This is a genomic window from Curtobacterium sp. AC268 (assembly GCF_979258745.1).
The window spans coordinates 1,896,382-1,918,141 of record NZ_OZ409878.1; the positions used below are offsets into that span (position 1 = coordinate 1,896,382).

The 21,760-nt window shown below is 72.2% G+C and carries 20 protein-coding genes; 7 read left to right on the forward strand and 13 right to left on the reverse strand.

All coding sequences use genetic code 11. The annotated features are described in order from the left end of the window. Positions 1 to 28: 28 nt before the first annotated feature. Genes purU through nagA form a run of 3 tightly spaced genes read left to right on the forward strand, consistent with a single transcriptional unit; the run spans position 29 to position 2,468 of the window. Positions 29 to 889: a formyltetrahydrofolate deformylase gene (gene purU, locus ACZZ9K_RS08935; protein ID WP_110861849.1), complete on the forward strand. Its 861-nt coding sequence runs from the start codon at positions 29 to 31 to the stop codon at positions 887 to 889. An 8-nt stretch (positions 890 to 897) separates the two neighbouring features. Then, positions 898 to 1,305, forward strand: a complete 408-nt coding sequence (locus ACZZ9K_RS08940; protein WP_051596981.1) for a YrdB family protein — start codon at positions 898 to 900, stop codon at positions 1,303 to 1,305. Continuing rightward, positions 1,302 to 2,468, forward strand: a complete 1,167-nt coding sequence (gene nagA, locus ACZZ9K_RS08945) for an N-acetylglucosamine-6-phosphate deacetylase (RefSeq protein ID WP_463443868.1) — start codon at positions 1,302 to 1,304, stop codon at positions 2,466 to 2,468. Before ACZZ9K_RS08940 ends, nagA begins: the two co-directional genes overlap by 4 nt. A 16-nt stretch (positions 2,469 to 2,484) precedes the next feature. On the opposite strand, the gene ACZZ9K_RS08950 is transcribed toward nagA, so the two are convergent. The 3 genes from ACZZ9K_RS08950 to ACZZ9K_RS08960 all read right to left on the reverse strand — a co-directional run bounded on the left by ACZZ9K_RS08950 (position 2,485) and on the right by ACZZ9K_RS08960 (position 6,443). After that, positions 2,485 to 4,932: a GH92 family glycosyl hydrolase gene (locus ACZZ9K_RS08950; protein ID WP_463443869.1), complete on the reverse strand. Its 2,448-nt coding sequence runs from the start codon at positions 4,930 to 4,932 to the stop codon at positions 2,485 to 2,487. A 115-nt stretch (positions 4,933 to 5,047) separates the two neighbouring features. Next, positions 5,048 to 5,512: a hypothetical protein gene (locus ACZZ9K_RS08955; RefSeq protein ID WP_463443870.1), complete on the reverse strand. Its 465-nt coding sequence runs from the start codon at positions 5,510 to 5,512 to the stop codon at positions 5,048 to 5,050. Positions 5,513 to 5,552: 40 nt separating this feature from the next. Next, positions 5,553 to 6,443, reverse strand: coding sequence for an SDR family NAD(P)-dependent oxidoreductase (locus ACZZ9K_RS08960; protein WP_463443871.1), 891 nt, complete (start codon positions 6,441 to 6,443; stop codon positions 5,553 to 5,555). Positions 6,444 to 6,520: 77 nt separating this feature from the next. On the opposite strand from ACZZ9K_RS08960, the gene ACZZ9K_RS08965 reads away from it, so the two are divergent. Both ACZZ9K_RS08965 and ACZZ9K_RS08970 read left to right on the forward strand, forming a co-directional pair. Continuing rightward, entirely contained in the window at positions 6,521 to 7,093 is a 573-nt protein-coding gene (locus ACZZ9K_RS08965) for a TetR/AcrR family transcriptional regulator (RefSeq protein ID WP_463443872.1), read from the forward strand. 44 nt (positions 7,094 to 7,137) lie between these two features. Continuing rightward, positions 7,138 to 8,313, forward strand: a complete 1,176-nt coding sequence (locus ACZZ9K_RS08970; protein ID WP_138801994.1) for a MalY/PatB family protein — start codon at positions 7,138 to 7,140, stop codon at positions 8,311 to 8,313. 149 nt (positions 8,314 to 8,462) lie between these two features. On the opposite strand, the gene nagB is transcribed toward ACZZ9K_RS08970, so the two are convergent. Beyond that, the gene (gene nagB / locus ACZZ9K_RS08975) at positions 8,463 to 9,248 is read right to left on the reverse strand and encodes a glucosamine-6-phosphate deaminase (RefSeq protein ID WP_463443873.1); all 786 of its coding nucleotides are present in this window, start codon (positions 9,246 to 9,248) and stop codon (positions 8,463 to 8,465) included. Between the two features lie 60 nt (positions 9,249 to 9,308). On the opposite strand from nagB, the gene ACZZ9K_RS08980 reads away from it, so the two are divergent. Further along, positions 9,309 to 9,788 (forward strand): NUDIX hydrolase, encoded by a 480-nt coding sequence (locus tag ACZZ9K_RS08980; RefSeq protein ID WP_027466654.1) that lies wholly within the window; start codon positions 9,309 to 9,311, stop codon positions 9,786 to 9,788. A 133-nt stretch (positions 9,789 to 9,921) separates the two neighbouring features. On the opposite strand, the gene ACZZ9K_RS08985 is transcribed toward ACZZ9K_RS08980, so the two are convergent. Genes ACZZ9K_RS08985 through ACZZ9K_RS09000 form a run of 4 tightly spaced genes read right to left on the reverse strand, consistent with a single transcriptional unit; the run spans position 9,922 to position 14,004 of the window. After that, the gene (locus ACZZ9K_RS08985) at positions 9,922 to 10,992 is read right to left on the reverse strand and encodes an ABC transporter ATP-binding protein (protein ID WP_138801995.1); all 1,071 of its coding nucleotides are present in this window, start codon (positions 10,990 to 10,992) and stop codon (positions 9,922 to 9,924) included. Further along, on the reverse strand, positions 10,989 to 11,903 hold the full coding sequence (locus tag ACZZ9K_RS08990; RefSeq protein ID WP_463443874.1) for an ABC transporter permease: 915 nt from the start codon (positions 11,901 to 11,903) through the stop codon (positions 10,989 to 10,991). The genes ACZZ9K_RS08985 and ACZZ9K_RS08990 overlap by 4 nt, the downstream gene beginning before the upstream one ends. Next, positions 11,900 to 12,853, reverse strand: a complete 954-nt coding sequence (locus tag ACZZ9K_RS08995) for an ABC transporter permease (protein ID WP_027466657.1) — start codon at positions 12,851 to 12,853, stop codon at positions 11,900 to 11,902. The genes ACZZ9K_RS08990 and ACZZ9K_RS08995 overlap by 4 nt, the downstream gene beginning before the upstream one ends. Before the next feature lie 5 nt (positions 12,854 to 12,858). Next, positions 12,859 to 14,004: an ABC transporter substrate-binding protein gene (locus ACZZ9K_RS09000; RefSeq protein WP_463443875.1), complete on the reverse strand. Its 1,146-nt coding sequence runs from the start codon at positions 14,002 to 14,004 to the stop codon at positions 12,859 to 12,861. A gap of 184 nt (positions 14,005 to 14,188) precedes the next feature. On the opposite strand from ACZZ9K_RS09000, the gene ACZZ9K_RS09005 reads away from it, so the two are divergent. Then, positions 14,189 to 14,626, forward strand: coding sequence for a YdeI/OmpD-associated family protein (locus ACZZ9K_RS09005; protein ID WP_463443876.1), 438 nt, complete (start codon positions 14,189 to 14,191; stop codon positions 14,624 to 14,626). A 152-nt stretch (positions 14,627 to 14,778) separates the two neighbouring features. On the opposite strand, the gene ACZZ9K_RS09010 is transcribed toward ACZZ9K_RS09005, so the two are convergent. The 5 genes from ACZZ9K_RS09010 to ACZZ9K_RS09030 all read right to left on the reverse strand — a co-directional run bounded on the left by ACZZ9K_RS09010 (position 14,779) and on the right by ACZZ9K_RS09030 (position 21,757). Further along, a complete protein-coding gene (locus ACZZ9K_RS09010) occupies positions 14,779 to 15,489 on the reverse strand; it encodes an ADP-dependent NAD(P)H-hydrate dehydratase (protein ID WP_463443877.1) in 711 nt (236 codons plus the stop codon). Positions 15,490 to 15,630: 141 nt separating this feature from the next. Then, positions 15,631 to 16,371 (reverse strand): histidine phosphatase family protein, encoded by a 741-nt coding sequence (locus ACZZ9K_RS09015; RefSeq protein ID WP_463443878.1) that lies wholly within the window; start codon positions 16,369 to 16,371, stop codon positions 15,631 to 15,633. A gap of 73 nt (positions 16,372 to 16,444) precedes the next feature. Then, positions 16,445 to 17,404 (reverse strand): hypothetical protein, encoded by a 960-nt coding sequence (locus ACZZ9K_RS09020; RefSeq protein ID WP_463443879.1) that lies wholly within the window; start codon positions 17,402 to 17,404, stop codon positions 16,445 to 16,447. Between the two features lie 339 nt (positions 17,405 to 17,743). Next, a complete protein-coding gene (locus ACZZ9K_RS09025) occupies positions 17,744 to 20,758 on the reverse strand; it encodes an alpha-mannosidase (protein ID WP_463443880.1) in 3,015 nt (1,004 codons plus the stop codon). A gap of 105 nt (positions 20,759 to 20,863) precedes the next feature. Further along, complete coding sequence (locus ACZZ9K_RS09030; RefSeq protein WP_371836703.1) at positions 20,864 to 21,757, reverse strand: carbohydrate ABC transporter permease; 894 nt, start codon at positions 21,755 to 21,757, stop codon at positions 20,864 to 20,866. Positions 21,758 to 21,760 lie beyond the last annotated feature (3 nt).

Below are 21,760 nucleotides of genomic sequence, written 5' to 3' on the forward strand. Positions count from 1 at the left end.
CATCCCCCGCGGCCGGTACCCTGATCCGGTGACCGACCCGACCCCCACGCACTGGACCCTGACGCTCGTCTGCGACGACCAGCCCGGGATCGTGCACGCCGTCTCCGGAGCGATCGTCGCCGCCCAGGGCAACATCACCGAGTCGCAGCAGTTCTCCAGCGCCGACACGAACACGTTCTTCATGCGCCTGCAGGTGATGGCGCCGGTGGACCGCGCCGCCTTCGAGGCAGCGCTCGCCCCCGTCGCCGCCCGCTACGACGCCCGCGTCCAGCTCGACGTCGTCGGTCGTCCGCTGCGCACCCTCGTGCTGGTGTCGAAGGCGGGCCACTGCCTGAACGACCTGCTCTACCGGCAGCGCGGCGGACAGCTGCCGATCGAGGTCCCCCTCGTGCTGTCGAACCACGCGGACCTGTCCGAGCTCGCCGCGTTCTACTCCGTGCCGTTCGAGCACCGCCCGGTCACCGACGCCGAGTCGAAGGAGCAGATGGAGCGACGCGTGCTGCAGGCGGTGGAGGAGCACGACATCGAGCTCGTCGTCCTCGCCCGCTACATGCAGATCCTGTCGCCCGAGCTCTGCGCCGCGCTCGAGGGCCGTGCCGTCAACATCCACCACTCGTTCCTGCCCGGCTTCAAGGGCGCGAACCCGTACCGGCAGGCGCACGCCCGCGGGGTGAAGCTCATCGGGGCGACCGCGCACTTCGTGACGAGCGACCTCGACGAGGGCCCGATCATCGAGCAGAACGTCGTCCGCGTCGACCACACCAAGGAACCGGCCGAGCTGGTGTCCATCGGGCAGGACGAGGAGTCCCGCACGCTCACCCAGGCGGTGCGCTGGATCGCGGAGGACCGCGTCCTGCTCGACGGCGCCCGCACCATCATCTTCAAGTAGGCAGCACCATGACCAACGCCCCGCAGTCCCCCGTCGACTGGGAATCGGTTCCCGACCCGGCCGCCGTCCGGCAGCCACGACGGCGGTTCGAGGCCTGGATGGTCCTGCGGATCGCCGTGATGGTGTTCGGCCTGCTGTCCCTGGCCTTCTGGGGATACTGGTCGTGGCAGCTCCCGCTCCCCGGCTACCTGTTCATGGTCGGTGCCCCGCTGTTCGCCGCGGTCGTCTGGTACTTCTTCCGGTCGCCGCGGTCCCCGATCGAGACCGACATCGTCGGCAAGACCATCGTCGAGGTCGCCCTGGTCGTCGCCGCAGGCGCGACCTGGATCTCCATCGGCCACCCGGTCGTCGGGATCGTGTTCATCGTGATCGCCGCCCTGAGCGGCCTGATCGCGTTCCGCAAGGAGACCGCATGAGCGCCACGGGCCTCCAGACCGGCCAGGAGGCCCAGCGCACGCTGGTCCGCGCAGCCCGCGTCGTCGACGCGGCCGGCACCACGGCCGGCGGCTGGGTCCTGGTCGTCGGCGACACGATCCACGCGACCGGCTCCGGCCCCGAGGCGCCCGCGGCCGACCGGGTCGTCGACCTGGGCGACGCGGTCCTGACGCCCGGGTTCATCGACCTGCACGGGCACGGCGGTGCGACCGAGGCGTACGAGGACGACTCGTTCGACCGTTCGCTCGCGATGCACCGTTCGCACGGCACGACCCGCTCCGTCCTGTCGCTCGTCGCGAATCCGGTCGCCGCCCTCGCGGCGTCGCTGACCCACGTCCGCGCCGTGATGGCGAGCGACCCGCTCGTGCTCGGGGTGCACCTGGAGGGACCGTTCCTGTCCCCGCACAACAAGGGTGCGCACAACGAGTCGTTCCTGATCGACCCGACACCCCCCGCGGTCGACGCGCTGCTCGGAGCGGGAGAGGGCGTCATCCGCCAGGTCACGATCGCGCCCGAGCTGCCCGGAGCCCTCGACGCCGTCCGCCGGTTCGTCGCGGCCGGCGTCACGGTCGCCGTCGGGCACACGGTCGGCACGTACGACCAGGCCCGCGCCGCCTTCGACGCCGGGGCGACGATCCTGACCCACGCGTGCAACGCGATGCCGGGGCTGCACCACCGCGCACCGGGGCCGATCGGCGCTGCCGTGGCGGACGACCGGGTGACGCTCGAGCTCATCCTGGACGCCGTGCACGTGCACCCGGTCGTGGCGGAGACGCTCTTCCGGGCGACGCCGGGTCGTGTGGCGCTCATCACCGACGCGATGGGTGCCGCCGGCGCTGCGGACGGCTCGTACCGGCTCGGGTCGCTCGACGTCACGGTGACCGACGGGGTCGCGCACGTCGCGGGGACCGACACCATCGCCGGGTCGACGCTGACGCAGGACGTGGCGCTCCGCAACGCGGTCTCGCTCGCCGGGCGGACCCTGCCCGAGGCCGTGGCGGCGCTGACGAGCGTGCCGGCCGCGGCGCTCGGGCTCGGCGACCGCCTGGGTCGGCTGGCTCCGGGGTTCGCCGCGGACCTCGTGGCGCTGTCGCCGTCGCTCGAGGTGCAGCGCGTGTGGGGCGGCGGGCGCCAGCTGCGCTGAGGCGCCCAGCGTGTGTTCAGCGGTCGACCGGGCGCCCCCGCTCGCCGCTCGCCCACGACGTGTCCGCCGTCTCCCTGACCCGGAGCGACAGCGTGCCGCCCCGCGTCACGAACGACGCCGGCACCCACGACCGCTCGAGCGTCCGCCCGTTCAACCGGGCTCCCTGCACGTACGGCTCGGTCCCGTTCGACCGGATGACGATCCGCTCCCCGCTCGAACGCCGGATGTCGACCGTGCTGAACGTCGGGCTGCCGATGAGCATCTCCGCTCGCCCGGGCGTCTGCGGGAACAGGCCGATCGAGGCGAAGACGTACCAGGCGCTCATCGTGCCGAGGTCGTCGTTGCCGGGCAGGCCGCCGGGGCCGGTCGAGTAGGCGTCGTCCACGACCTGCCGCACGGTCTCCTGCGTCTTCCAGGGCTTGCCGAGGGCGTTGTACATCCACGGCGTGTGGATGTCGGGCTCGTTCGTCGGGTCGAACTTCGTGGCGTCGCCGCCCGTCACCGCCCAGTTGCCCGAGGCGTCGTGGAAGAAGTCGTCGAGCCGTGCGACCGCGGCGTCGTCACCGCCGAGCGCGCTGGACAGCCCCTGCACGTCCTGCGGCACGAGCCAGGTGTACTGCGTGCTGGTGCCCTGCGCGAACCCGGTCCCCGTCGACGGCGACCAGCCCGGCGTCCACGAGCCGTCGGCCTGCCGCGCGGCCTGGTACCCGACGGCGGCGTTGAAGGTGTTCTTCCAGGAGGTCCCCCGCTCGGCGAACATCCGGGCGTCGGAACGAAGTCCGAGGGAACCCGCCCAGTACCCGAGCGCGCTGTCGGAGATCGAGTCCTCGAGGGTCTCGGCCGCACCGCCCCAGCAGGAGCAGTCGTCGTTCGCCGCGTACTGCCGCTCCAGGTACTCGTCGAGTGCGGGCCGTTGCGCCAGGCACTGCCCCGGGCACCCGATGTCACTCTCGGCGTCCGCGTTCTCGACCGTCGCCTGGCGTTTGAGCGAGTCGTAGGCGGCCCGGACGTCGAAGTTCCGGACACCCATGGCGTACCAGGTGGCGAGCGTCGCGGCCGAGGGGTCGCCGGTCATCACGTGCGTCGGCGCGCCGAGGTGCAGCCATCGGTCCCACACCCCGCCGTTCTGCTCGGCGAACCGCAGCATCGACTGCGCCATGTCCCCGGCGACGTCCGGCCGCAGCAAGGCCAGCAGCTGGATCTGCGCTCGGTACTGGTCCCACCCGGAGTACGTGCCGTAGACGGCCCGGTGTCCGCGGTCCATCCGGTGCACCCGCAGGTCCGGGCCGAGGTAACGCCCGTCGCGGTCGTTCAGCGTGTTCGGCTGCATGAGTGCGTGGTAGACCGACGTGTAGAGCTGGGTGGTCCGGTCCGCCGTGCCGCCGCCGACGCGCAGGCGCGACAGTTCACGGTTCCAGGAGGCCCGTGTGCCGGCCGCCACGCTGGCGACGGTCGAGCGCCCGGTCACCTCGCCGTCACGGTTGGCGACGGCCCCGGCCGCGCTCACGTACGAGATGCCGATCTTCGCCTGCACCGTCGCTCCGCGACGCGCGTCGAACCCCACCCACGCGCCGGAGCCGCGTCCGGCGCGGTCGGCCCCGGTCAGGTAGCCCTCCCCACCGGAGGAGGACGTGCCTCCAGGCTGGACCGTGCCGTCCTTCCAGGTGCCGGTGCTCGCGAACGCCGTGTCGAAGGTCGCGGTGAAGTACAGGCGGTAGTAGCTGCGGCGGTCCGGGTTGGTGGCGCCGCCGCCGTTCGCGCGGCGGCTGCAGAAGCCGCCCGTCAGGACGCTGCCGCTGACCGTGCGGGTGCGGGGGTCGACGCGGGTGATCGCGGCCTCGCTGCCGTTGATCGAGTTCGACGTGCGGAACAGCAGGTTCGCGTCCTTGCCGGCCGGGAACGTGAACGCGCCGACGCCGGCGCGCGTGGTGACGGCGAGGTCGGTGCGGACGCCGTTGTCGAGCGTGACGCCGTAGCGGCCGGGGCTCGCGGACTCCTGGTCGTGGGGGTACCCGGCGGCGTAGACAGCGTCCTTCGAGTCGGCCGACGGCGAGGTGGTGACCGGGGTCGTGACCGGCATGATCGGCACGTCTCCCGCAGCACCCGGAGCACACCCGGCCCCGTTCAGGTGCGTCAGGCTGAAGCCGCGCAGCCGGTTCACGTCGTACGAGTAGCCGTTCGCGACCGGGGTCGACGTCTGGTCGCCCGCGGTCCCGGTGGGACTCCACTGCACCATGCCGAACGGTGCGGTGGCCCCGGGCCAGGTGTTGCCGTCGTTGCTCGTGCCGATGAACGGGTCGACGTACCGGGCCGGATCGCTCACGGTCCGTCCGGCCTGCGTCGACGGCGAGCCCACCGCCGGCGCGGCGACGATCCCCGTGCCCAGCAGTGCGGCGATCGTGGCCACCGCAGCGAGCGGGAGCGGACGGACGAGCGGGCGACGGTGCACGCGAGATCGGTTCACGTCCGTGACGCTAGCCCCCTCGGACGGGGGACGTCCGCTCTCGTCACCGAGCGCTCTCCTGCTGTTCACGTCGGGGGCGGCAACGGGCCCGGCGCCCTCCGGTGCCCGCTCGGGGTCAGCCGCCGTACTCCGCGCAGCTGTCGGTGCCGCTGTAACAGGCCGGCGCCTCGCGATCACGCCGGGTGTCCTGCTCCGTCTGGTTCCAGCGCCCCTGCGGGACGGCGAGGACGTAGGCGGCCACGAGCACGATCGGCACCATGACGACGGCGGTCACCACGACGCCGGTGCGCCCCGTCCGGACGCCGAGGAGCACGGCGACCAAGCAGGCCACGGGTCCCAGCACGAGCAAGAACTCGTAGGTGTGGACCGCACCGGGACTCTCGACGTTGTCCCCGAACAGGCGCAGTGTCGAGACGATCGTGGCGAACATCGCGACGGGAACAACGCAGAGCACCAGCACCGCGGCGAGCGCGACGCGGCGCTCGACCCGGACGCCGCGGCCCTTCCGGCGCTCCCGCTCGAGCCGCGCGTACTCCGCGCCCACCGGGTCGTCCGTCGCTGCGTCGTCCACCCCCACCATCGGGTGAGTGTCGCACGGAACGGTGCCGACCGGAACGTGATCAGGCCGTCGTGCGCGCGGCGACCTCGTCGACGAAGGTGCGGACCCGCTGCCGGAACCCCGGGTCGGCGGCTGCCCCGCGGACGGGGACGACGTGCAGCCGCCGATCACCCCGACGCAGCGCCGGCCCGACGAACACCCCCTCGGCGACGTCCGGCGCGGTGGCCGACCAGAGCGTCGAGCGAGCGCCGTCCTCCGCGGTCCGGGCCATGCTGCGGGCGACCAGGCCACCGAGGCGCTGGGTGAGGGTCTCGGCCTGGTCGTTCATCCCCGTCGCCGCGATGCCGGGGTGTGCGATGACCGAGCGGACCTCGGAGCCGGTCGCGCGGAGCCGCTCACCGAGGTCGACCGCGAGCGCCGCCGCCGCCGTCTTCGAGTCGGTGTACACGGCGAGCTGGGAGTAGCCGCTCGCGTCGTCGACCCCGCCCGGTGCAGGCACGCGGCGGGTCCGCTGCGACAGGGTCGACCCGACGAGCACGACCCGGGGTGACGGTCCACCGAGCACCGGGAGCATCGCCTCGGCGAGCACGGCCGGCCCGACGACGTTGGTGGCCCAGGTGCGTTCGATGCCCTCGTCGGTCAGCGCGAACGTGCCGATCGTCGCGCCGGCGTTGTTGACGAGGGCGTCCACGACGATGCCGTCCGCGGCGAGCTGCCGGGCGAACGCCGTGACCGAGGCGACCGACGCGGTGTCGACGACCCGCGCCTCCAGACCGGCGGGCAGGACGCGAGCCGCCTTGTCCGGGTTGCGGACCGCCGCGATGACCCGCGCTCCGGCGGCGGCCAGTCGGGTCGCGACCACCAGACCGAGTCCACCGGTCGCACCGGTGACCACGACCGTCCGCCCGTGCTGGTCCGCCATCTGTCCGGGCTCCCACGTGAAGGGTTCCATCGTCGTCTCCTGTCCGAGCTCCGTGTCGAATCGGATGATTCATCCGGAACGGTAGCACAACCGGATAGAGTGTCCGCATGACGATCGCCATGGCCCGTCCCGAAGCGCTGCGTTCCGATGCGCAGCGCAACCGGACCGCGCTGCTCGACGTCGCCCGGTCGTTCCTCGAGCGCGGCGAGCAGCCGCTCCTCAATGCCGTCGCGCACGAGGCCGGTGTGGGTGTCGGGACCGCCTACCGGCACTTCCCGTCGCAGCAGCACCTGCTCGAGGCGCTCGCGATCGACGCGCTGGAGGACATGATCGACCTCGTCCGTGTCGCCGTCGCACTGCCCGATGCGGCGGACGCACTCCGCGGGGTCGTGACGGCCGCGTTCCGGAGCATGGTCGACGATGCCGCCCTCGGCGACCTGCTGACGAACGGCGGGTTCTCGTGCGCCGACACCGCTGCGCTCGCAGGAGACCTGGTGGTGTCCGTCGACGCACTGCTCGCTCGGGCACGGGCCGAGGGGCTCGTGCGTGCCGACGTCGACGCGGACGACCTGCGACGGCTGCTGTGCGGGATGCGGGCGGCCGCCGTTGCCGGTGGCTCCCGGGTGCACGACCCCGAGCGCTACGTCGAGGTGCTGCTGGCGGGGCTCCGCCCGGCCTGACCACCGCCCTCGCGCCCGGCGTGGCTCGCTGTCAGGATGGGCGCATGAGCGTCATGGTGTCCGTCTTCGATGCGTACCGGTCCCGCACGAGCGAGAAGTACACGGCCTACCCGCCGGACGTGCTCCCCATGTTCGTCGCCGAGATGGACAGCATGCTCGCCGAGCCGATCCGCGACGCCCTGGTCACCGCGGTGACGAACGGCGACACCGGGTACGTCGGGCACGGGCGGGCCCTGCCCGAGGCGTTCGCCGACTTCGCCGAGAGCCGCTGGGCATGGCGGGTCGACCCGGATCTGGTCCGCACCACCACGGACGTGTCGGTCGCGGCGGTCGAGGTGCTGCGCCGGGTCATCGAGCCGGGCGACCAGGTGGTCATCATGCCGCCGGTGTACCCGCCGTTCTGGGAGTACGTGTCCGAGGCCGGCGGCACCGTCACCGAGGTCCCGCTGCTCGCCCCCGCGGGCCCGGCCGACCCGTTCGACACGACGGCCGGCTGGCGGATGGACCTGGACGGCCTCGCGCAGGCGTTCGCCGACGGAGCCCGCACGGTGCTGCTCTGCAACCCGCACAACCCCCTCGGCCTGGTGCACGACCGCGAGTCGCTCGTCGCGCTCGCGGAGCTGGCGGCCGAGTGGGACGCCGTCGTGGTGTCCGACGAGATCCACGCGCCGCTCGTGCACGCCGACGCGGTGTTCACGCCGTTCCTGGAGTCCTGCCCCGAGGCCGCATCGCTGGGGGTCGCCCTGACGAGTGCGAGCAAGGCCTGGAACCTCGCCGGCACGAAGTGCGCGCTGATGATCGGCGCCTCGGAGCGGGCCCGCGCCTGGTTCGACGGTCTGCCGACCGAGGTCGTCGAGCGCACCGGCATCCTCGGCTACACCGCGAGCGTCGCGGCCTTCAGCGAGGGCGAGCCGTGGCTGGCGTCACTGCTCACCGAGCTCGCGGCGAACCGGCGCACCCTGGCCGAGCGGATCGGCGACGTGCTGCCCGGCGCCGAGTACCGGCAGCCGCAGGCGTCGTACCTGGCGTGGCTCGACCTGCGGGCGCTGCCGTGGGGCGACGACCCCGCGGCGGAGCTCGTCGACCGGGCGAAGGTGGCGCTCGGCTCCGGCCCGGCGTTCGGACGGCAGGGCCGGGGCTTCGCGCGGCTGAACTTCGGGTGCTCGGCGGAGACCCTCGACGAAGGGCTCAGCCGCCTCGCCGCAGCCGCGCGCGCCTGACACCGGACCTGGCCGGGCCGGAAGACGCCGGCGTCCGCGTGCGACGCCCGGCAACCGTCGACACGCCCCCGGATTCGGCGGCGCGTCGACGCTCGGGCGGCGTATGAGCAAGACGCCGACGTCTACCGCAGCAAGACGCCGGCGGCGCGCTACTCGAACCGCTGCCAGGCCGGCTTGTTCGCGTACGTGTAGCGGTAGTAGTCGGCGAGCTGCAGCCCGGCGGCGGCTTCCTCGTCGACGACGACGGTCGCGTGCTCGTGCAGCTGCAGGGCCGAACCGGGCACGAAGGAGCTGAGCGGCCCCTCGACCGCCGCGGCGACGGCCGCCGCCTTCGACGGGCCCTGGGCGACGAGGACGAGCTCGCGGGCCTCGAGGATGGTGCCGAGCCCCTGCGTCATGCAGTGCGTCGGGACCTGCTCGGGCGAGTCGAAGAAGCGCGCGTTGGCGTCACGGGTCGACGGCGCGAGGGTCTTGATGCGGGTGCGCGAGGCGAACGACGACGTCGGCTCGTTGAACCCGATGTGACCGTTGGCCCCGATGCCGAGGATCTGGACGTCGATCCCGCCCGCGGCACGGATCGCGGCGTCGTACTCCTTGGCCGCGAGCTCCAGGTCGGCGGCAAGGCCGTCCGGCACCCGCACGCGCGACGCGTCGAAGCCGAGCGGCGCCACGACGTCGCGGGCGATCACGGCCGCGTACGACTCGGGGTGCTCGAGCGGGATGCCGACGTACTCGTCGAGGGCGAACCCACGGGCCTCGGCGAACGAGATCTCGCCCGACTGCACCCGGCGCTGCAGGTCGGTGTAGATGCCCTGCGGGCTGGATCCGGTGGCGAGACCGATGACGGCGGACGGCTTCTTGGCGACGACGGACGCGATCTTGGCCGCGGCGACGCGACCGACCTCGTCCGGCGTGGGCAGGATGATGATCTCCACACGCCCAGCCTACTGGTCATGACCAGTCTGCGACAGGGGTCGTGTGGGTAGCGTGGAGGCATGCCGACCCCCGACTTCGTCCTGTCCCTGCGCGAGAAGATCGGCACGGCGCCGCTCTGGCTGTCGGGCGTGAGCGCCATCGTGACGCGCGGCTCCGGCGCCGAGCGCGAACTGCTCGTGGTGCGACGGGCCGACACGGGCGCGTACACGCCGGTCACCGGGATCGTCGACCCGGGCGAGGAACCCGCCGTCGCCGCCGAACGCGAGGTCCTCGAGGAAGCCGACGTCGTCGCCGTCGCCGAACGCCTGGCCTGGGTGCAGGTGCTGCCCGAGATGACCTACCCGAACGGCGACCGGTCGCAGTACCTCGACCTGGTCTTCGCCTGCCGGTACGTCTCCGGGACGCCGAACCCCGCCGACGGCGAGAACACGGAGGCGTTCTGGGCTCGGCTCGACGCCCTGCCCGACATGTCGGAGAACATGCGGGCACGCGTCGAGGCCGGGCTGGCGGACGAGCGCGAGGCGCGCTTCCAGCGCTGACCCCACCGGCCTGGAGGCGCGGTGCCAGGCCGCCACGGGCCTCCCGTCCGCGTCCCCCGACGTTTCGGGCGCAGCGACAGTCCACGCGTCTGGTCGCGCGTGGACTGTCGCTCAGCGCGAAACCTCGTCGCGACTACGCGAGCGGCGCGACCGCGACCGGTGCGCCGAGCAGGCGCACGGCGACGGGGTCACCGGTGACCCGGCGGTCGCCGACCTCGTGCTGGACGGTCACGACGGTGTCGTCGTCCAGGCGGACGGTGGTGCGGCGGATCGACCCGAGGAAGCTCGAGGTGACGACGGTGCCGGTGATGCCCTCGGGGGCGAAGGCGATGTCCTCCGGCCGGACGTAGGCGAGCACCGGGCCGTCCGGAGCCGAGGAGTCGAGCGCCGGCACCCGGAACCCGTACACGAAGACGTCACCCCCGCGCAGGTCGCCCTGCAGCCGGTTCGACTGCCCGACGAAGTCCGCCGTGAAGGCCGACGAAGGGGTGCGGTAGAGCTCCTCGGGCGTGCCGATCTGCTCGATGTCGCCCGCCTGCATCACGGCGATCCGGTCGGAGACGGCGAGCGCTTCCTCTTGGTCGTGCGTCACGAACACCGTGGTGATGCCGAGGTCGCTCTGGATCCGGCGGATCTCGTCGCGGAGCGAGACCCGGACCTTCGCGTCCAGGGCCGACAGCGGCTCGTCGAGCAGGAGCACCCGGGGGCGGGTGACCAGAGCGCGGGCCAGGGCGACGCGCTGCTGCTGCCCACCGGAGAGCTGGTGCGGGTAGCGCTCGGCGAACTCGCCGAGGTGGACCATGTCGAGGGCCTCGACCACGCGGCTCCTGCGTTCGGCGGCGGGGACCCGGCGCATCTCGAGGCCGAAGGCGACGTTCTGCCGGACCGTCATGTGCGGGAACAGCGAGTACTGCTGGAACACCATGCCGATGTCGCGTTTGTTGACCGGGGTGTCGGCGACGTCCTGGCCGTCGATGCGGATCGAGCCGGCGTCGATCGCCTCGAGGCCCGCGAGCGCCCGGAGCGCCGTCGTCTTGCCGCAGCCGGACGGGCCGAGCAGCGACACGAACTCCCCCGGCTCGACACGGAGGGACAGTCCCGCGAGCGCCCGGTGTGCGCCGTAGTGCTTCTCGACGGCGTGGAGTTCGACGACGGCACCGGTGGTGGCGAGGGACGCGGGGGCTGCCGGAGCGGTGACGGTCATGCGGACTCCTGGGTGCGGGGACGACGGGTGGTGCGGGTGCGGCGGACCCGGCCCGTGCGACGGGTCCCGATGCGGCCGATGAGGACGAGCAGCACGAAGCCGAACACGAGCGCGGCGACCGAGAAGATCGCGGCGACGTACGGGTCGGTCCCCTGCACGAGCACGAGCCCGGTCTGGAACGTGCTGCGGGAGAGGAACGCGGCGAGGGTGTACTCGCCGAGGACCACGGTGATCGTGAGGAAGCACGCGGCGGTGATGCCCCGGCGCAGGTTCGGCAGGAGCACGCGCCAGGTGACGGTCCACCACGAGGCACCGAGTGAGCGGGCGGCCTCGGACAGGACGATCAGGTCCATCGCGGTGATGGCGGCGGCGATCGGGCGGAACGCGAACGGCAACGTGACGATGCCGATCGCGAACGCCAGCGTCCAGGCGCCGGAGCCGAAGACCTGCGAGACGACCTGGTAGACGGGGATGAACCCGACGACGAGCACCACGATCGGCACGGTGATCGGCACGATGCAGACGAACTCCAGGACGCGTCGGAGCCTCGGGTAACGGAGCGCGGTGATGATCTGGGCGGGCAGCAGCACGAGCAGCACGATCCCGACGGTGATCACGGCGATGAGCAGCGACGCCCCGAGCCCGTCGAACACGGGCTGGTAGGTGAACGCGTTGGCCGGGTCGCCGATCGCTGCCCAGTGCGCGAAGGTCAGGCCGCCGTCGGTGCCCTGCCGGAACGTGAACTGCAGCAGGGCGACCAGCGGGACGGCGAACAGCAGCCCGATCACGGTGAGCACGGTCACTGCCGCACCACGGGACGGGGCCGTGCCGAAGCGGCGGACGCGGGACGGGCCTCCGAGCCGAACCGGCTGCGCCGGGCGCACCGGGCGGACCGGTGCCGCCGCGCTCATCGCTGCCACCTGGCGGCTCGGCGCTGCAGCAGCGAGTAGGCGCCCATCACGACCGCCATCACGACGACCATGCCGAACGCGAGCACCCCGGCGACGTTCTGCAGGCCGACGAGCGTCTCGCTGGTGAGCTGCGTGCGGATCGTGAGCGGCACGATGCCGCCCTGCGAGATGAGGGCCGCGGCGGTGGCGAACGACGAGAAGCCGTTCGCGAAGAGCAGCAGGAGCGAGCCCCAGAACGCCGGCGCCAGGACCGGCAACGCGATCCGGCGCCAGTACGTCAGGCGCGAGGCGCCGAGGGTCGCGGCGGCCTCGCCCCACTGGGCCTTGACGCCCTCGAGGGCGGGCATGAACGTGAGGACCATGAGCGGCACCTGGAAGTAGACGTAGGGGATGACGAGCCCGGGCACGGTGTACAGGAAGGCGCCGTCCGCGTTGAGGTCGACGTGGAAGACCGTGACCAACCACGTCGTGACGAGTCCCTGCACGCCGATCGTGGCGATGAACGCGAACGCGAGCATGACGCCGCCGAACTGGGCGAGGACGCTCGCCGCCGAGTCGATCATCGACCGGACCAGTCCGTCCGGCCGCAGTGCCGAGAGCGCCCAGCAGACGACCGCGCCGAGCACGGCACCGATGACCGCGGAGGCGGCGGACAGGCCGAACGACCCGCCGAACGCCCGCAGCACGGACGGGTCGGCGAAGGCCGCGAGGTTCGCGAACGTGAACGCTCCGGAGCCGTCGAAGAAGCCGCTGCCGATCGCGATCACGGCGGGGACGGCGAGGAACAGCAGGACGTAGGCGGCGAAGGGGGTCAGCCCCAGCCAGGCGAGGCCGACGCGGCGCCGGACACGGGGTCCGGCGCCGCGTCGGACGGCATCGGCGGGCGCAGACGCCGGGCGCACGGTGCTCGGAGCGCTCGTCGCGGGCGCGTCTGCCGATGCGGTGGTCATGCTGCTCAGGACCCCATCGTCGAGGACCACTTGGCCTTGAGCACCGTCGCGGCGTCGGCGACCTGCGCGTCGGTCAGCTCGACGTAGTCCTTCGGCGCGCCGCCGGCGGCGTCGAGGGCGTCCTGGTCGACCTTGCCCGACTTCTCCATCGCCGACAGGGTGGCGGGGAAGGCACCGGCCTGCAGGTACAGGTTCTGGGCCTCCGGGCTGGCGATGTACTCCTGCCACAGGCGGGCGGCCGCGGGGTGCGGGGCGTCCTTGGTGATGGCCTGCGAGTAGTACGAGCCGAGCGCCTGCCCCTTCGGGACGACGGTCTTCCAGTCCTTGTTGCCACTCGCGCCCGCTGCCGGTCCCCATGCCAGGTTGTTGTACGACCACTGGATGACCACGGGGGTCTCCCCCGAGGCGACCGTGGCCTGCGTCGGCAGCACGTTCTGGAAGTTGCCGGCCTTCTTCAGGTCGCCGAAGTAGTCGACGCCCTTCGTGATGTCGTCGGCCGAGCCACCGTTCTCGAGCGCCGCCAGGTAGACGGCCGATGCTGCCTGGTTGGCCTGCGTCGGGTCACCCGCGATCGAGACCTTGCCCTTGTACTCGCTGCCGAGCAGGTCCTGCAGGTCCTTCGGGGCGTCGGAGATCTTCGACGAGTCGTACCCGATCGACATCAGGCCGGTGTAGTCACGCGTCCACGCGCCGTCCTGCTCCTTCAGGTCGGTGGGGATGTCGTCCCAGTTCGCGACCTTGTAGTCGGTGAGCAGGTCGAGGTTCTCCTGCAGCACCGCGTTGCCGAGGTCGAGCACGTCGGGCGCGGTGGACTGGCCCTTCTGCGACTTCACGGCGGCGACCTCGTCGGCGCTCGAGCCGTTCGGGTTCGCGGAGTTGATCTTGATGCCGTACTTCTTGGTGAAGCCGTCGATGATCTTGCCGTAGTTGGCCCACGACGGCGGCAGCGCGATGACGTTCAGCTGGCCCTCGGCCTTGGCGGCCTTGACGAGGGCGTCCATGCCGCCGGCGGACTGGGCGCTGGTGGCGGTCTTCCAGTCGGCGTCGCCGTCGGAGCCGGCGCTCGCGGAGCTCGTCGCCGAGCATCCGGCGAGGGTGACGATCGCTGCGGCGGCCAGGGCGATGCCGGCCAGGGTGCGCTTGTGCTGCACGGGTGGGCCTTTCGGGTGGGGGAAGGTGCTGAGGTGACCGGGGGTCCGGGTTCTGGTCGATCGTGGACGCGGCCGGTTTCCGGCCCGTGCTCCGGTGGTGAACGGCGGCGGAACAGCGGGTGCGGCTGTACGCTTTGCTCGATCTGGGCGCATGGTCGCGCCCACATCAGGCCTGGAGGCACGGATGCGGTTCACGACGACGGTCCTGCAAGCACGGAAGACGGCGACCGGACTCCCCGTCCCGGAGTCCGTCATCGAGGCGCTCGGATCCGGCAAGCGCCCCGCGGTGGTCGTCACGATCAACCGGGGCTACACCTACCGCTCCACCGTCGGGGTCATGGACGAGCAGTACCTGGTGCCGCTGTCGGCCGCACACCGTGAGGCCGCCGGGGTCGCCGCAGGGGACACCGTCGAGGTCGCACTCGAGGTCGACACCCTGCCCCGGACCGTCGACCTGCCGGAGGACCTGGCGGCCGCGCTGCAGGAGGCCGGCGTGCGTGCGGCGTTCGACACCCTGTCGAACTCGCGGCAGCGGGCGCTCGCCGACCCGGTCACCCAGGCGAAGGCCCCGGAGACCCGGGCCCGGCGGATCGAGAAGGCCGTGGAGTCCCTGCGGGGGTAGTGCTGCGCGGCGGGGTCGGGCGGGGCGGGGCCGGGCGGGGCTGGTCGTTTCGGGCGTACCTGGTCGTTTCGGGCGTACCTGGTCGGAAATTCTCGCCAGGTACGCCCGGAAGCACCAGGTATCGCGGGTGTTCTTGGAAAGAACGGGCGGGCTCAGGCCCCGAGCTCGACCAGGACCCGCGGGATCTCGGTCACGAGTTCGCTCGCCAGGTACCCGAGCGGCCCGACCTGCACCGCGAGTCGGTCACCTGCGGCAGCGTGCACGTAGGACGCCCACGCCACGGCCTGCGCCGGATCGGCGCCGCGGGCGAGCAGGCCGGTGACCGCGCCGGACAGTACGTCCCCACTGCCGCTCGTGCCGAGACCGCCGGAGCCGGTGCCCTTGAGCCAGGCCCGACCCTGGGGTGTGGCGATGGCGTCGCCGAGGGCCACGACGGCACCGAACCGGTTCGCGATCGCCACGGCGTCGGCCACGTCGTCGTCGCTGCACTCCCGCCCGAGCAGGCGTTCGGCCTCGCCGGAGTTCGGCGTCATCACGAGCCGTCCACGCAGCGGCTCCAGGCGGTCCCGCACGTCGGCGGCCACCCCGAGGGCGAAGGCGTCGAGCACGACGGTGGTGTGCGGACCGACGACGTCGGCGAGTCCGGCCACGAGGTCACGGGAACCGTCCGGCTCGTCGAGCCCCGGCCCGACCAGCACGGCGTCGGCACTCGACGCGCTGTCCGCGATGCCCTCGATCGCGCCGACGGCGATGTGTCCGTCCTGGTCCTCGTCGAGTGGCTCGACCCCGGACTCGGGCACCGCGACCGCGACCTCGTTCGCCACGCTCCGGCCGACCGCCAGGGTGAGACGACCGGCGCCCACCCGGAGTGCGGCGAGCGCGGAGAGCAGCGCTGCTCCCGGCGTCCGAGCCGCTCCCCGATGACGAGCACCTGCCCGCGGCCGTACTTGCCGGCACCGGGTTCGGGCAGTGGCCAGTCCCGCAGGAAGTTCGGGGTGACGGGTTCAGTGGACATGCTCGTCGTCCTTCCGGCCGGTGTGCTGGGTGACCTCGTCGTCGTCCAGGTGCCCGACGGAGGAGAACTCCTCGAGCACCCACGGCGATCCGGCGTCGTCGCGACGGAGTCGGGTGAGGGAGGCGTTGGCGACGGTGTGGGTCCGGGCGAACTCCATGAGCGCCGGCTCGTCGAGGTCGAGGCACACCGCGACGGCGAGCATCACCACGGCGTCGTGCGCGGCGATCACCAGGCGCTCGGCACCGTCGACCCGCTCGACGTCGCCGAGGAGCGACCGGAGCCGGAGCATCACATCGGCCCACGACTCCCCGCCCGCCGGCCGGTGGTAGTACTTGCCGAGCCACTGCCGGCGGCGTTCCTCGTCCGGGTACCGGTTGCGGACGCCCTGCAGGGTCAGCAGGTCGAGGACGCCGAGTTCGCGGTCGCGCAGCCGCTCGTCCACCCGCTTCTCGGGTTCGGCGAGGCCGGCTGCCTCGAGCGCGATCGCGATGGTCTGTTGTGCGCGGAGGTACGGCGACACCCACAGCGCGACGGCGACGTCTTCGATCCCGCGGTCGGCGAGCTCCTGCCCGAGGGCGCGAGACTGATCGGTGCCGAGCGGGCTGAGCGGGACGTCGGCGTCCCGGAACTCGACATCGATGACGTCGTCGCCCGCTGCTTCGGCCCGAGCCGCCGCGACGTTCGCGACCGATTCGCCGTGACGGACGAGCCAGATCTCCTGCACTGCCATGCCGCCACGCTAGCCAGAGCGTGCTGTGCCGGTTCACCGGTGCCGAACGGTCACCCCACGCGGTGCCGAACGGTCACCCTGCGCGGCGTCGAGCACTCCGGACCGGACGGACCGCGCACGGGAGCCCCGCCGCCCGGAGTCGCAGTGCCAGCGCTTCGAGGTCGAAGAAGTCTCGCCACTCGAGCCGGATGATCGTCCGGACACCCGGCACGGTGAGCAACCGACCGTGTCGCCGCTTCTCGTCGAGGAACACCTCGGTCGGGCTCCGGCCGCCGAGGTAGCGCTCCTGGGAGTACTTGGCCCGTCCGTCGATCTCGACGATGACCCCGTGGTCCGGGAACCAGAAGTCGACCGCGGACCGACGGCCGTCCACGACGAACTCCTGCTGCAGCACCGGCGCGGGCAGTCCGAGCTCCCGGAACACGACCCGAGCGAGCGACTCGGCCGGTGACCCGGAGCGACCGTCGGCCAGGTCGAGCACCTGCTGCGCCAGGGCTCGGGCGCGGGCCTTCGGAGGAATCGCTCGTCGGAGGTCGGCGTCGTCGAACCCACGTCGCAGGGCGGCGTCCGCGATGACGACGCCCGCCCGCAGGTCGCCGGACATCGCGATGTCGACGACGGTCCGGGGCACGGAGGTGACGGCGATCGCACCGACCGTAGCCCGCTCGCCCCGGCCGACGGGTCTCGTGTGCAGGACCAGCTCGGCGCTCCTGCCCCGGTACATCGACTCCGGCACCGTCGCGTGCACCGGGACGTCCCACCCGCCGAGCGCCGGGAGTCCGTGCAGGGCCGCCGCGGACAGGTGCGAGGCCGTCGCCCGCGCGCCGAGCCGTCCGAGCCGCGCGAAGACCCGGGTGACGTACCGCTGACGAGGCCCGGCGGCGTCCCACGCGGCACCGTCGACGAAGGCGTTCGGTCCGACCCGGACCAGGCGGCCGACACCCCGGGTCCGGGTTCGGCGGCGCAGGGTGGCGGCGTCGAGGCCGGCCTCGTGCATGGCGGAGGCTCGGAGGATGGGCAGCGACTCGTTCATGCACGTGACGATGCCCGCTCAGCCACCCGCTCCTGGGGCCGATGTCGGGAACTGTGGACGGGCCTCCAGGCCTGGGCGGTTGTGGAGGGGAGACGTTCCTTCCCAGAACGGCCGCGATGCCAAATGGAATCGGGCATACCTGGCCGAAAGTTCCGACCAGGTACGCCCGATTCGACCAGCTACGCCCGACCCACCCCACCCGCCCCACCCGGCCCGACCCGACCCGACCCGCCCACCTCGGCCACCCCGCACCCACACGCAACACGGCGCCGAACGGAACGCACCCGTGTCCCGTCCGGCGCCGCGGTCTCTCCCCGACCGAACGCCGGGCCCGCTGCCTCAGGCCCGACGCACGCGCAGCGTCACGATCTCGAACGGCCGCAGGGTCAGCACGACCGGCTCCCCGCCCGACCACGAGTGCTCCAGCGGCCGCTCGAGCAGGTCGACCTGCGACACCGACCCGACGTCGAACCCGAAGAAGACCCCGACGTCCGACGCCCGGCCCCCGAGCCCCTCGTACAGTCGCACGACGACGTCTCCGGAGCGGTCCTCGGCGAGCTTGACGGCCTCGACGAACACCTGCGGCGACGACACCGTGACGAGTGGCGCGACCTCGGCCGACCCGGGGACGCTCCGCACCGGCAGGTTCAGCCGGTACCCGGAGTCGGCGGCGTCGAGCACCGAGGCCCCGATCCGCAGCACCGTCCGGAACACGTGGTGTCCCTGGTCGGCGTTCGGGTCCGGGAACGTCGGCCCGCGCAGCAGCGACTCCCGCACGAGCGTGGTGATCCCGCCGTCCGGCCGGGTCTCGCGCGTGATGTCGTGGCCGTAGGTCGAGTCGTTCGCCACGGCGACGCCGAACCCGGGCTCCGCGACGTGCACCCAGCGGTGTGCCGACGTCTCGAACCGGGCGTGGTCCCACGAGGTGTTCTGGTGCGTCGGCCGGTCGATGTGCCCGAACTGGATCTCGCTCGAGGCCGACGAGGCGAGCACGTCGATCGGGAACGCGAGCTTCAGCAGTTTCTGGTGCTCGTGCCAGTCGACCTCGGTCTCGACGGTCAGCTCCGGTTCGCCCTGCACTGCGGAGTAGCGCGTGGTGAGCGTCGACGATCCGAAGGACCGTTCCACCACGAGCGAGGAGCCGTCGACCGAGACGGACGAGGCCGACAGCACCGTGCCGTTGCGCTGGTACGCGCGGTCGATGTCCCACGCCTCCCACTGGTTCGGGGTGTCACGGAACACCGTGTACTCCGCCGCCGCGGCGCCGGCCGCGATCGCGTCGCGTCCGGTGGCGTGGTCGACGAACGAGACGACGTGGCCGGCGGCGTCGATGGTCGCGGTGACGACGCCGGTGTCGAAGACGAAGTGGTCGCCGCTCCGGACGGGAGGCACGGGTCGCGGCGCGTGGACGACCGAACCTGCCAGGGCGGTCACGTCCCCTGCCGCGACCGGCGAGGCGTTGAAGCGCACGACCGACGCGGCGTCGTCGGCGCCGGCGCCGGCGAGCGCCGTCGTCGCGCTGCCGATCAGCCCCTCGAGCACCTCGGCGACCCGGGCGTACTGCTCCTCGGCGTTCTCGTACACCCACGCGATCGAGGACCCGGGCAGGATGTCGTGGAACTGCTGCAGCAGGACGGTGTGCCAGGCGTCCTCGAGTTCGGCGTACGGGTACTCGCTGCCGAGCCGGACCGCCGCCGTCGCTGCCCAGAGCTCGGCTTCGCGCAGCAGGTGCTCGGAGCGGCGGTTGCCCTGCTTCGTGCGGATCTGCGACGTGTAGGTGCCGCGGTGGAACTCGAGGTACATCTCCCCCGACCAGACCCCCGGCGTCGGCAGCTCGGCTTCGAGCTGCTCGAACACCTGCGCCGGCGTGCCGAGTGTGACGTGGGGCGACCCGTCGAGGTCGTGCTGGCGGTGTGCGGCGCCGACCATCTCGCGGGTGGGACCGCCGCCGCCGTCCCCGAAGCCGTACAGGAGCATCGAGGTGTTCGCGGTGCCGCGTTCCTTGTTGTTCCGTTCGCCGCGGCGCAGGTCGGCGGGCGAGACGTCGGAGTTGTACGTGTCGGCCGGGGGCAGGTGCGTCAGGACGCGCGAGCCGTCGATGCCCTCCCAGTGGAACGAGGTGTGCGGGATGACGTTCGTCTCGTTCCACGACGGCTTCTGGGTGACGAACCACTTCGACCCGGCGGCGCGGACGATCTGCGGCAGGGCACCCGAGTAGCCGAACGAGTCGGGGAGCCAGGCCTCCGGGGTGTCGATGCCGAACTCCTCCAGGAAGAAGCGCTTGCCGGCGACGAACTGGCGGGCCAGGGCTTCACCGCCGGGCAGGTTGGTGTCCGACTCGACCCACATGCCGCCGACCGGGATCCACCGGCCCTCGGCAACGCGCTGCTTGATGCGGGTCCAGATGGACGGGTACTCGTCGCGGATCCACGCGTACTGCTGCGCGGACGAGCAGGCGAAGGTGAAGTCGGGGTCGCGGTCCATCAGGTCGAGCACGTTCGAGAACGTCCGCGCGCACTTGCGCTTCGTCTCGCGCACGGGCCACAGCCAGGCGGAGTCGATGTGGGCGTGCCCGACGGCGATCGCGCGGTGGGCGGCGGGACTGGCGGGGACAGCGAGCACGGGCGCCAGGACCTGACGGGCGTCCGCGGCGGTGCCGGCGACGTCGTCCGGATCGAGTGCGTCGGCGGCGCGTTCGAGTGCCCGCAGGATGTCGGCGCCGCGGGTGCCGTCGGTGGGGAGCTCGGCCATCAGCCCGCGCAGCACCCAGAGGTCCTGCTGCAGTTCCCACACGGTGTCGTCGCGCTCGACGACCTCGAGGGCCTTCAGGCGGTAGATCGGGTCGTCGCCGGCGGTGGAGCGCGAGCCGAGCGGCGTCGCACCCTGGAACGAGTCGCCGCCGATGTCCGGGTTCGCCCCGGCCTCGATCCAGAGTTCGAAGGACTCCCCCGGGCCGACCTCGAGCGGCACGGTGTCGTTCCGCGGCTCGATCGCCTTGATCGTGGAGCCGTCGGCGCGGAACGCGAGTCCCTCGGCCTGGAAGCCGGGCTGCCGCTTGGTGAACCCCAGGTCGACGAGGAGCTCGGCGGTGGTCCCCGGCGCGGTGCCGAAGTCCGCCGGCACGGTCCCGGTCACCCGGAACCACGTCGTGCCCCACGGGCGTCCGCCCCAGTGCGACCCCACCGTGAACGGTGTGTACGTCTCGCCCACGGCGGCGTCGAACGGCACCGGTTCGCCCGGCACCTCCCACGCCTCGATCGTCACCGGCGCCGAGCGACGGAGGACGGCGGGGTCGACGCGGTCGCGCACGAGGCGGGCGATCCGGGCCTCGACGAGCGGTTCGTCCTGGTGCATGTGCTTCCTTTCTGGTTCGCGGAACACCGGTGTTCGCGGATCGAACCGCGGTTCGCGGGTGTTCGACGCGCGAACACCGGTGTCTTGCGGGGGTGGGAGCCGGCGTCAGCCCTTGATGCCGCCGGCGAGGGCGTTGCCGCCGCCGAGGCCTCGGGACACGATCACGTAGAGGGCGATGACGGGCACGGAGTAGACGATCGAGAACGCGGCGAGCTGGCCGTACGCCACCGCCCCGTTCTGCCCGAAGAAGTTGAAGATGCTCACCGCGGCGGGCACCTTCTCGGGCGAGAGCAGCAGGACGAACGGGACGAAGAAGTTCCCCCACGCCTGGATGAACACGAAGATGAAGACGACCGCGATGCCCGGACGCATGAGCGGGATCACGATGCGGGTCAGGGTGGTGAGCATCGAGGCGCCGTCGGTCCACGCCGCTTCTTCCAGCGAGATCGGCACCGAGTCCATGAAGTTCTTCGCCATCCAGATCGCCATCGGCAGTGACGTGGCGGCGAGGAAGAAGATGCAGCCCCACACGTTGTCGATCAGGTTGAGCGACACGAACAGCGCGTAGACGGGCACCATCATCGCGGTGATCGGCAGGCCGGTGCCGAACAGGATGCTGTACAGGAACGGCTTGTTGACCCGCATCTTGTACCGGGACAGCGGGTACGCGGCGAGCAGGGCGAACACCACGGTGACGACCGCTGTGCCGCCGGAGAGCAGCAGGCTGTTCGCGAGCGGGATGAACGACAGCTCGGGGGTGAGCACCTTCGCGAAGTTGTCGAGGGTGAACTGCGAGGGCAGCTTCACCGACAGCGACGCCTGGGTGTCGAACGACGCGAGCACGAGCCAGAGCAGCGGCACCGCGAAGCACACCGCGATGACGAGCAGCACGGTGTTCGACACCCACCGCATCGTGCGGCCGCGCGGTGACGTCATGTGCATCGACCCCGGTGCGGTCACCGAGCGGGTCGTGGTCTGGTCGAGGGACGGGGCTGTCATGGC

Bases quoted from the DNA above. Each gene is read 5' to 3' on its own strand.
- ACZZ9K_RS08940 (WP_051596981.1), top strand. From the start codon at position 898: ATGACCAACGCCCCGCAGTCCCCCGTCGACTGGGAATCGGTTCCCGAC.
- nagA (WP_463443868.1), top strand. From the start codon at position 1,302: ATGAGCGCCACGGGCCTCCAGACCGGCCAGGAGGCCCAGCGCACGCTG.
- ACZZ9K_RS08955 (WP_463443870.1), bottom strand. From the start codon at position 5,512: ATGGTGGGGGTGGACGACGCAGCGACGGACGACCCGGTGGGCGCGGAG.
- ACZZ9K_RS08960 (WP_463443871.1), bottom strand. From the start codon at position 6,443: ATGGAACCCTTCACGTGGGAGCCCGGACAGATGGCGGACCAGCACGGG.
- ACZZ9K_RS08965 (WP_463443872.1), top strand. From the start codon at position 6,521: ATGACGATCGCCATGGCCCGTCCCGAAGCGCTGCGTTCCGATGCGCAG.
- ACZZ9K_RS08970 (WP_138801994.1), top strand. From the start codon at position 7,138: ATGAGCGTCATGGTGTCCGTCTTCGATGCGTACCGGTCCCGCACGAGC.
- ACZZ9K_RS08980 (WP_027466654.1), top strand. From the start codon at position 9,309: ATGCCGACCCCCGACTTCGTCCTGTCCCTGCGCGAGAAGATCGGCACG.
- ACZZ9K_RS08985 (WP_138801995.1), bottom strand. From the start codon at position 10,992: ATGACCGTCACCGCTCCGGCAGCCCCCGCGTCCCTCGCCACCACCGGT.
- ACZZ9K_RS08990 (WP_463443874.1), bottom strand. From the start codon at position 11,903: ATGAGCGCGGCGGCACCGGTCCGCCCGGTGCGCCCGGCGCAGCCGGTT.
- ACZZ9K_RS08995 (WP_027466657.1), bottom strand. From the start codon at position 12,853: ATGACCACCGCATCGGCAGACGCGCCCGCGACGAGCGCTCCGAGCACC.
- ACZZ9K_RS09005 (WP_463443876.1), top strand. From the start codon at position 14,189: ATGCGGTTCACGACGACGGTCCTGCAAGCACGGAAGACGGCGACCGGA.
- ACZZ9K_RS09015 (WP_463443878.1), bottom strand. From the start codon at position 16,371: ATGGCAGTGCAGGAGATCTGGCTCGTCCGTCACGGCGAATCGGTCGCG.
- ACZZ9K_RS09020 (WP_463443879.1), bottom strand. From the start codon at position 17,404: ATGAACGAGTCGCTGCCCATCCTCCGAGCCTCCGCCATGCACGAGGCC.
- ACZZ9K_RS09025 (WP_463443880.1), bottom strand. From the start codon at position 20,758: ATGCACCAGGACGAACCGCTCGTCGAGGCCCGGATCGCCCGCCTCGTG.
- ACZZ9K_RS09030 (WP_371836703.1), bottom strand. From the start codon at position 21,757: ATGACAGCCCCGTCCCTCGACCAGACCACGACCCGCTCGGTGACCGCA.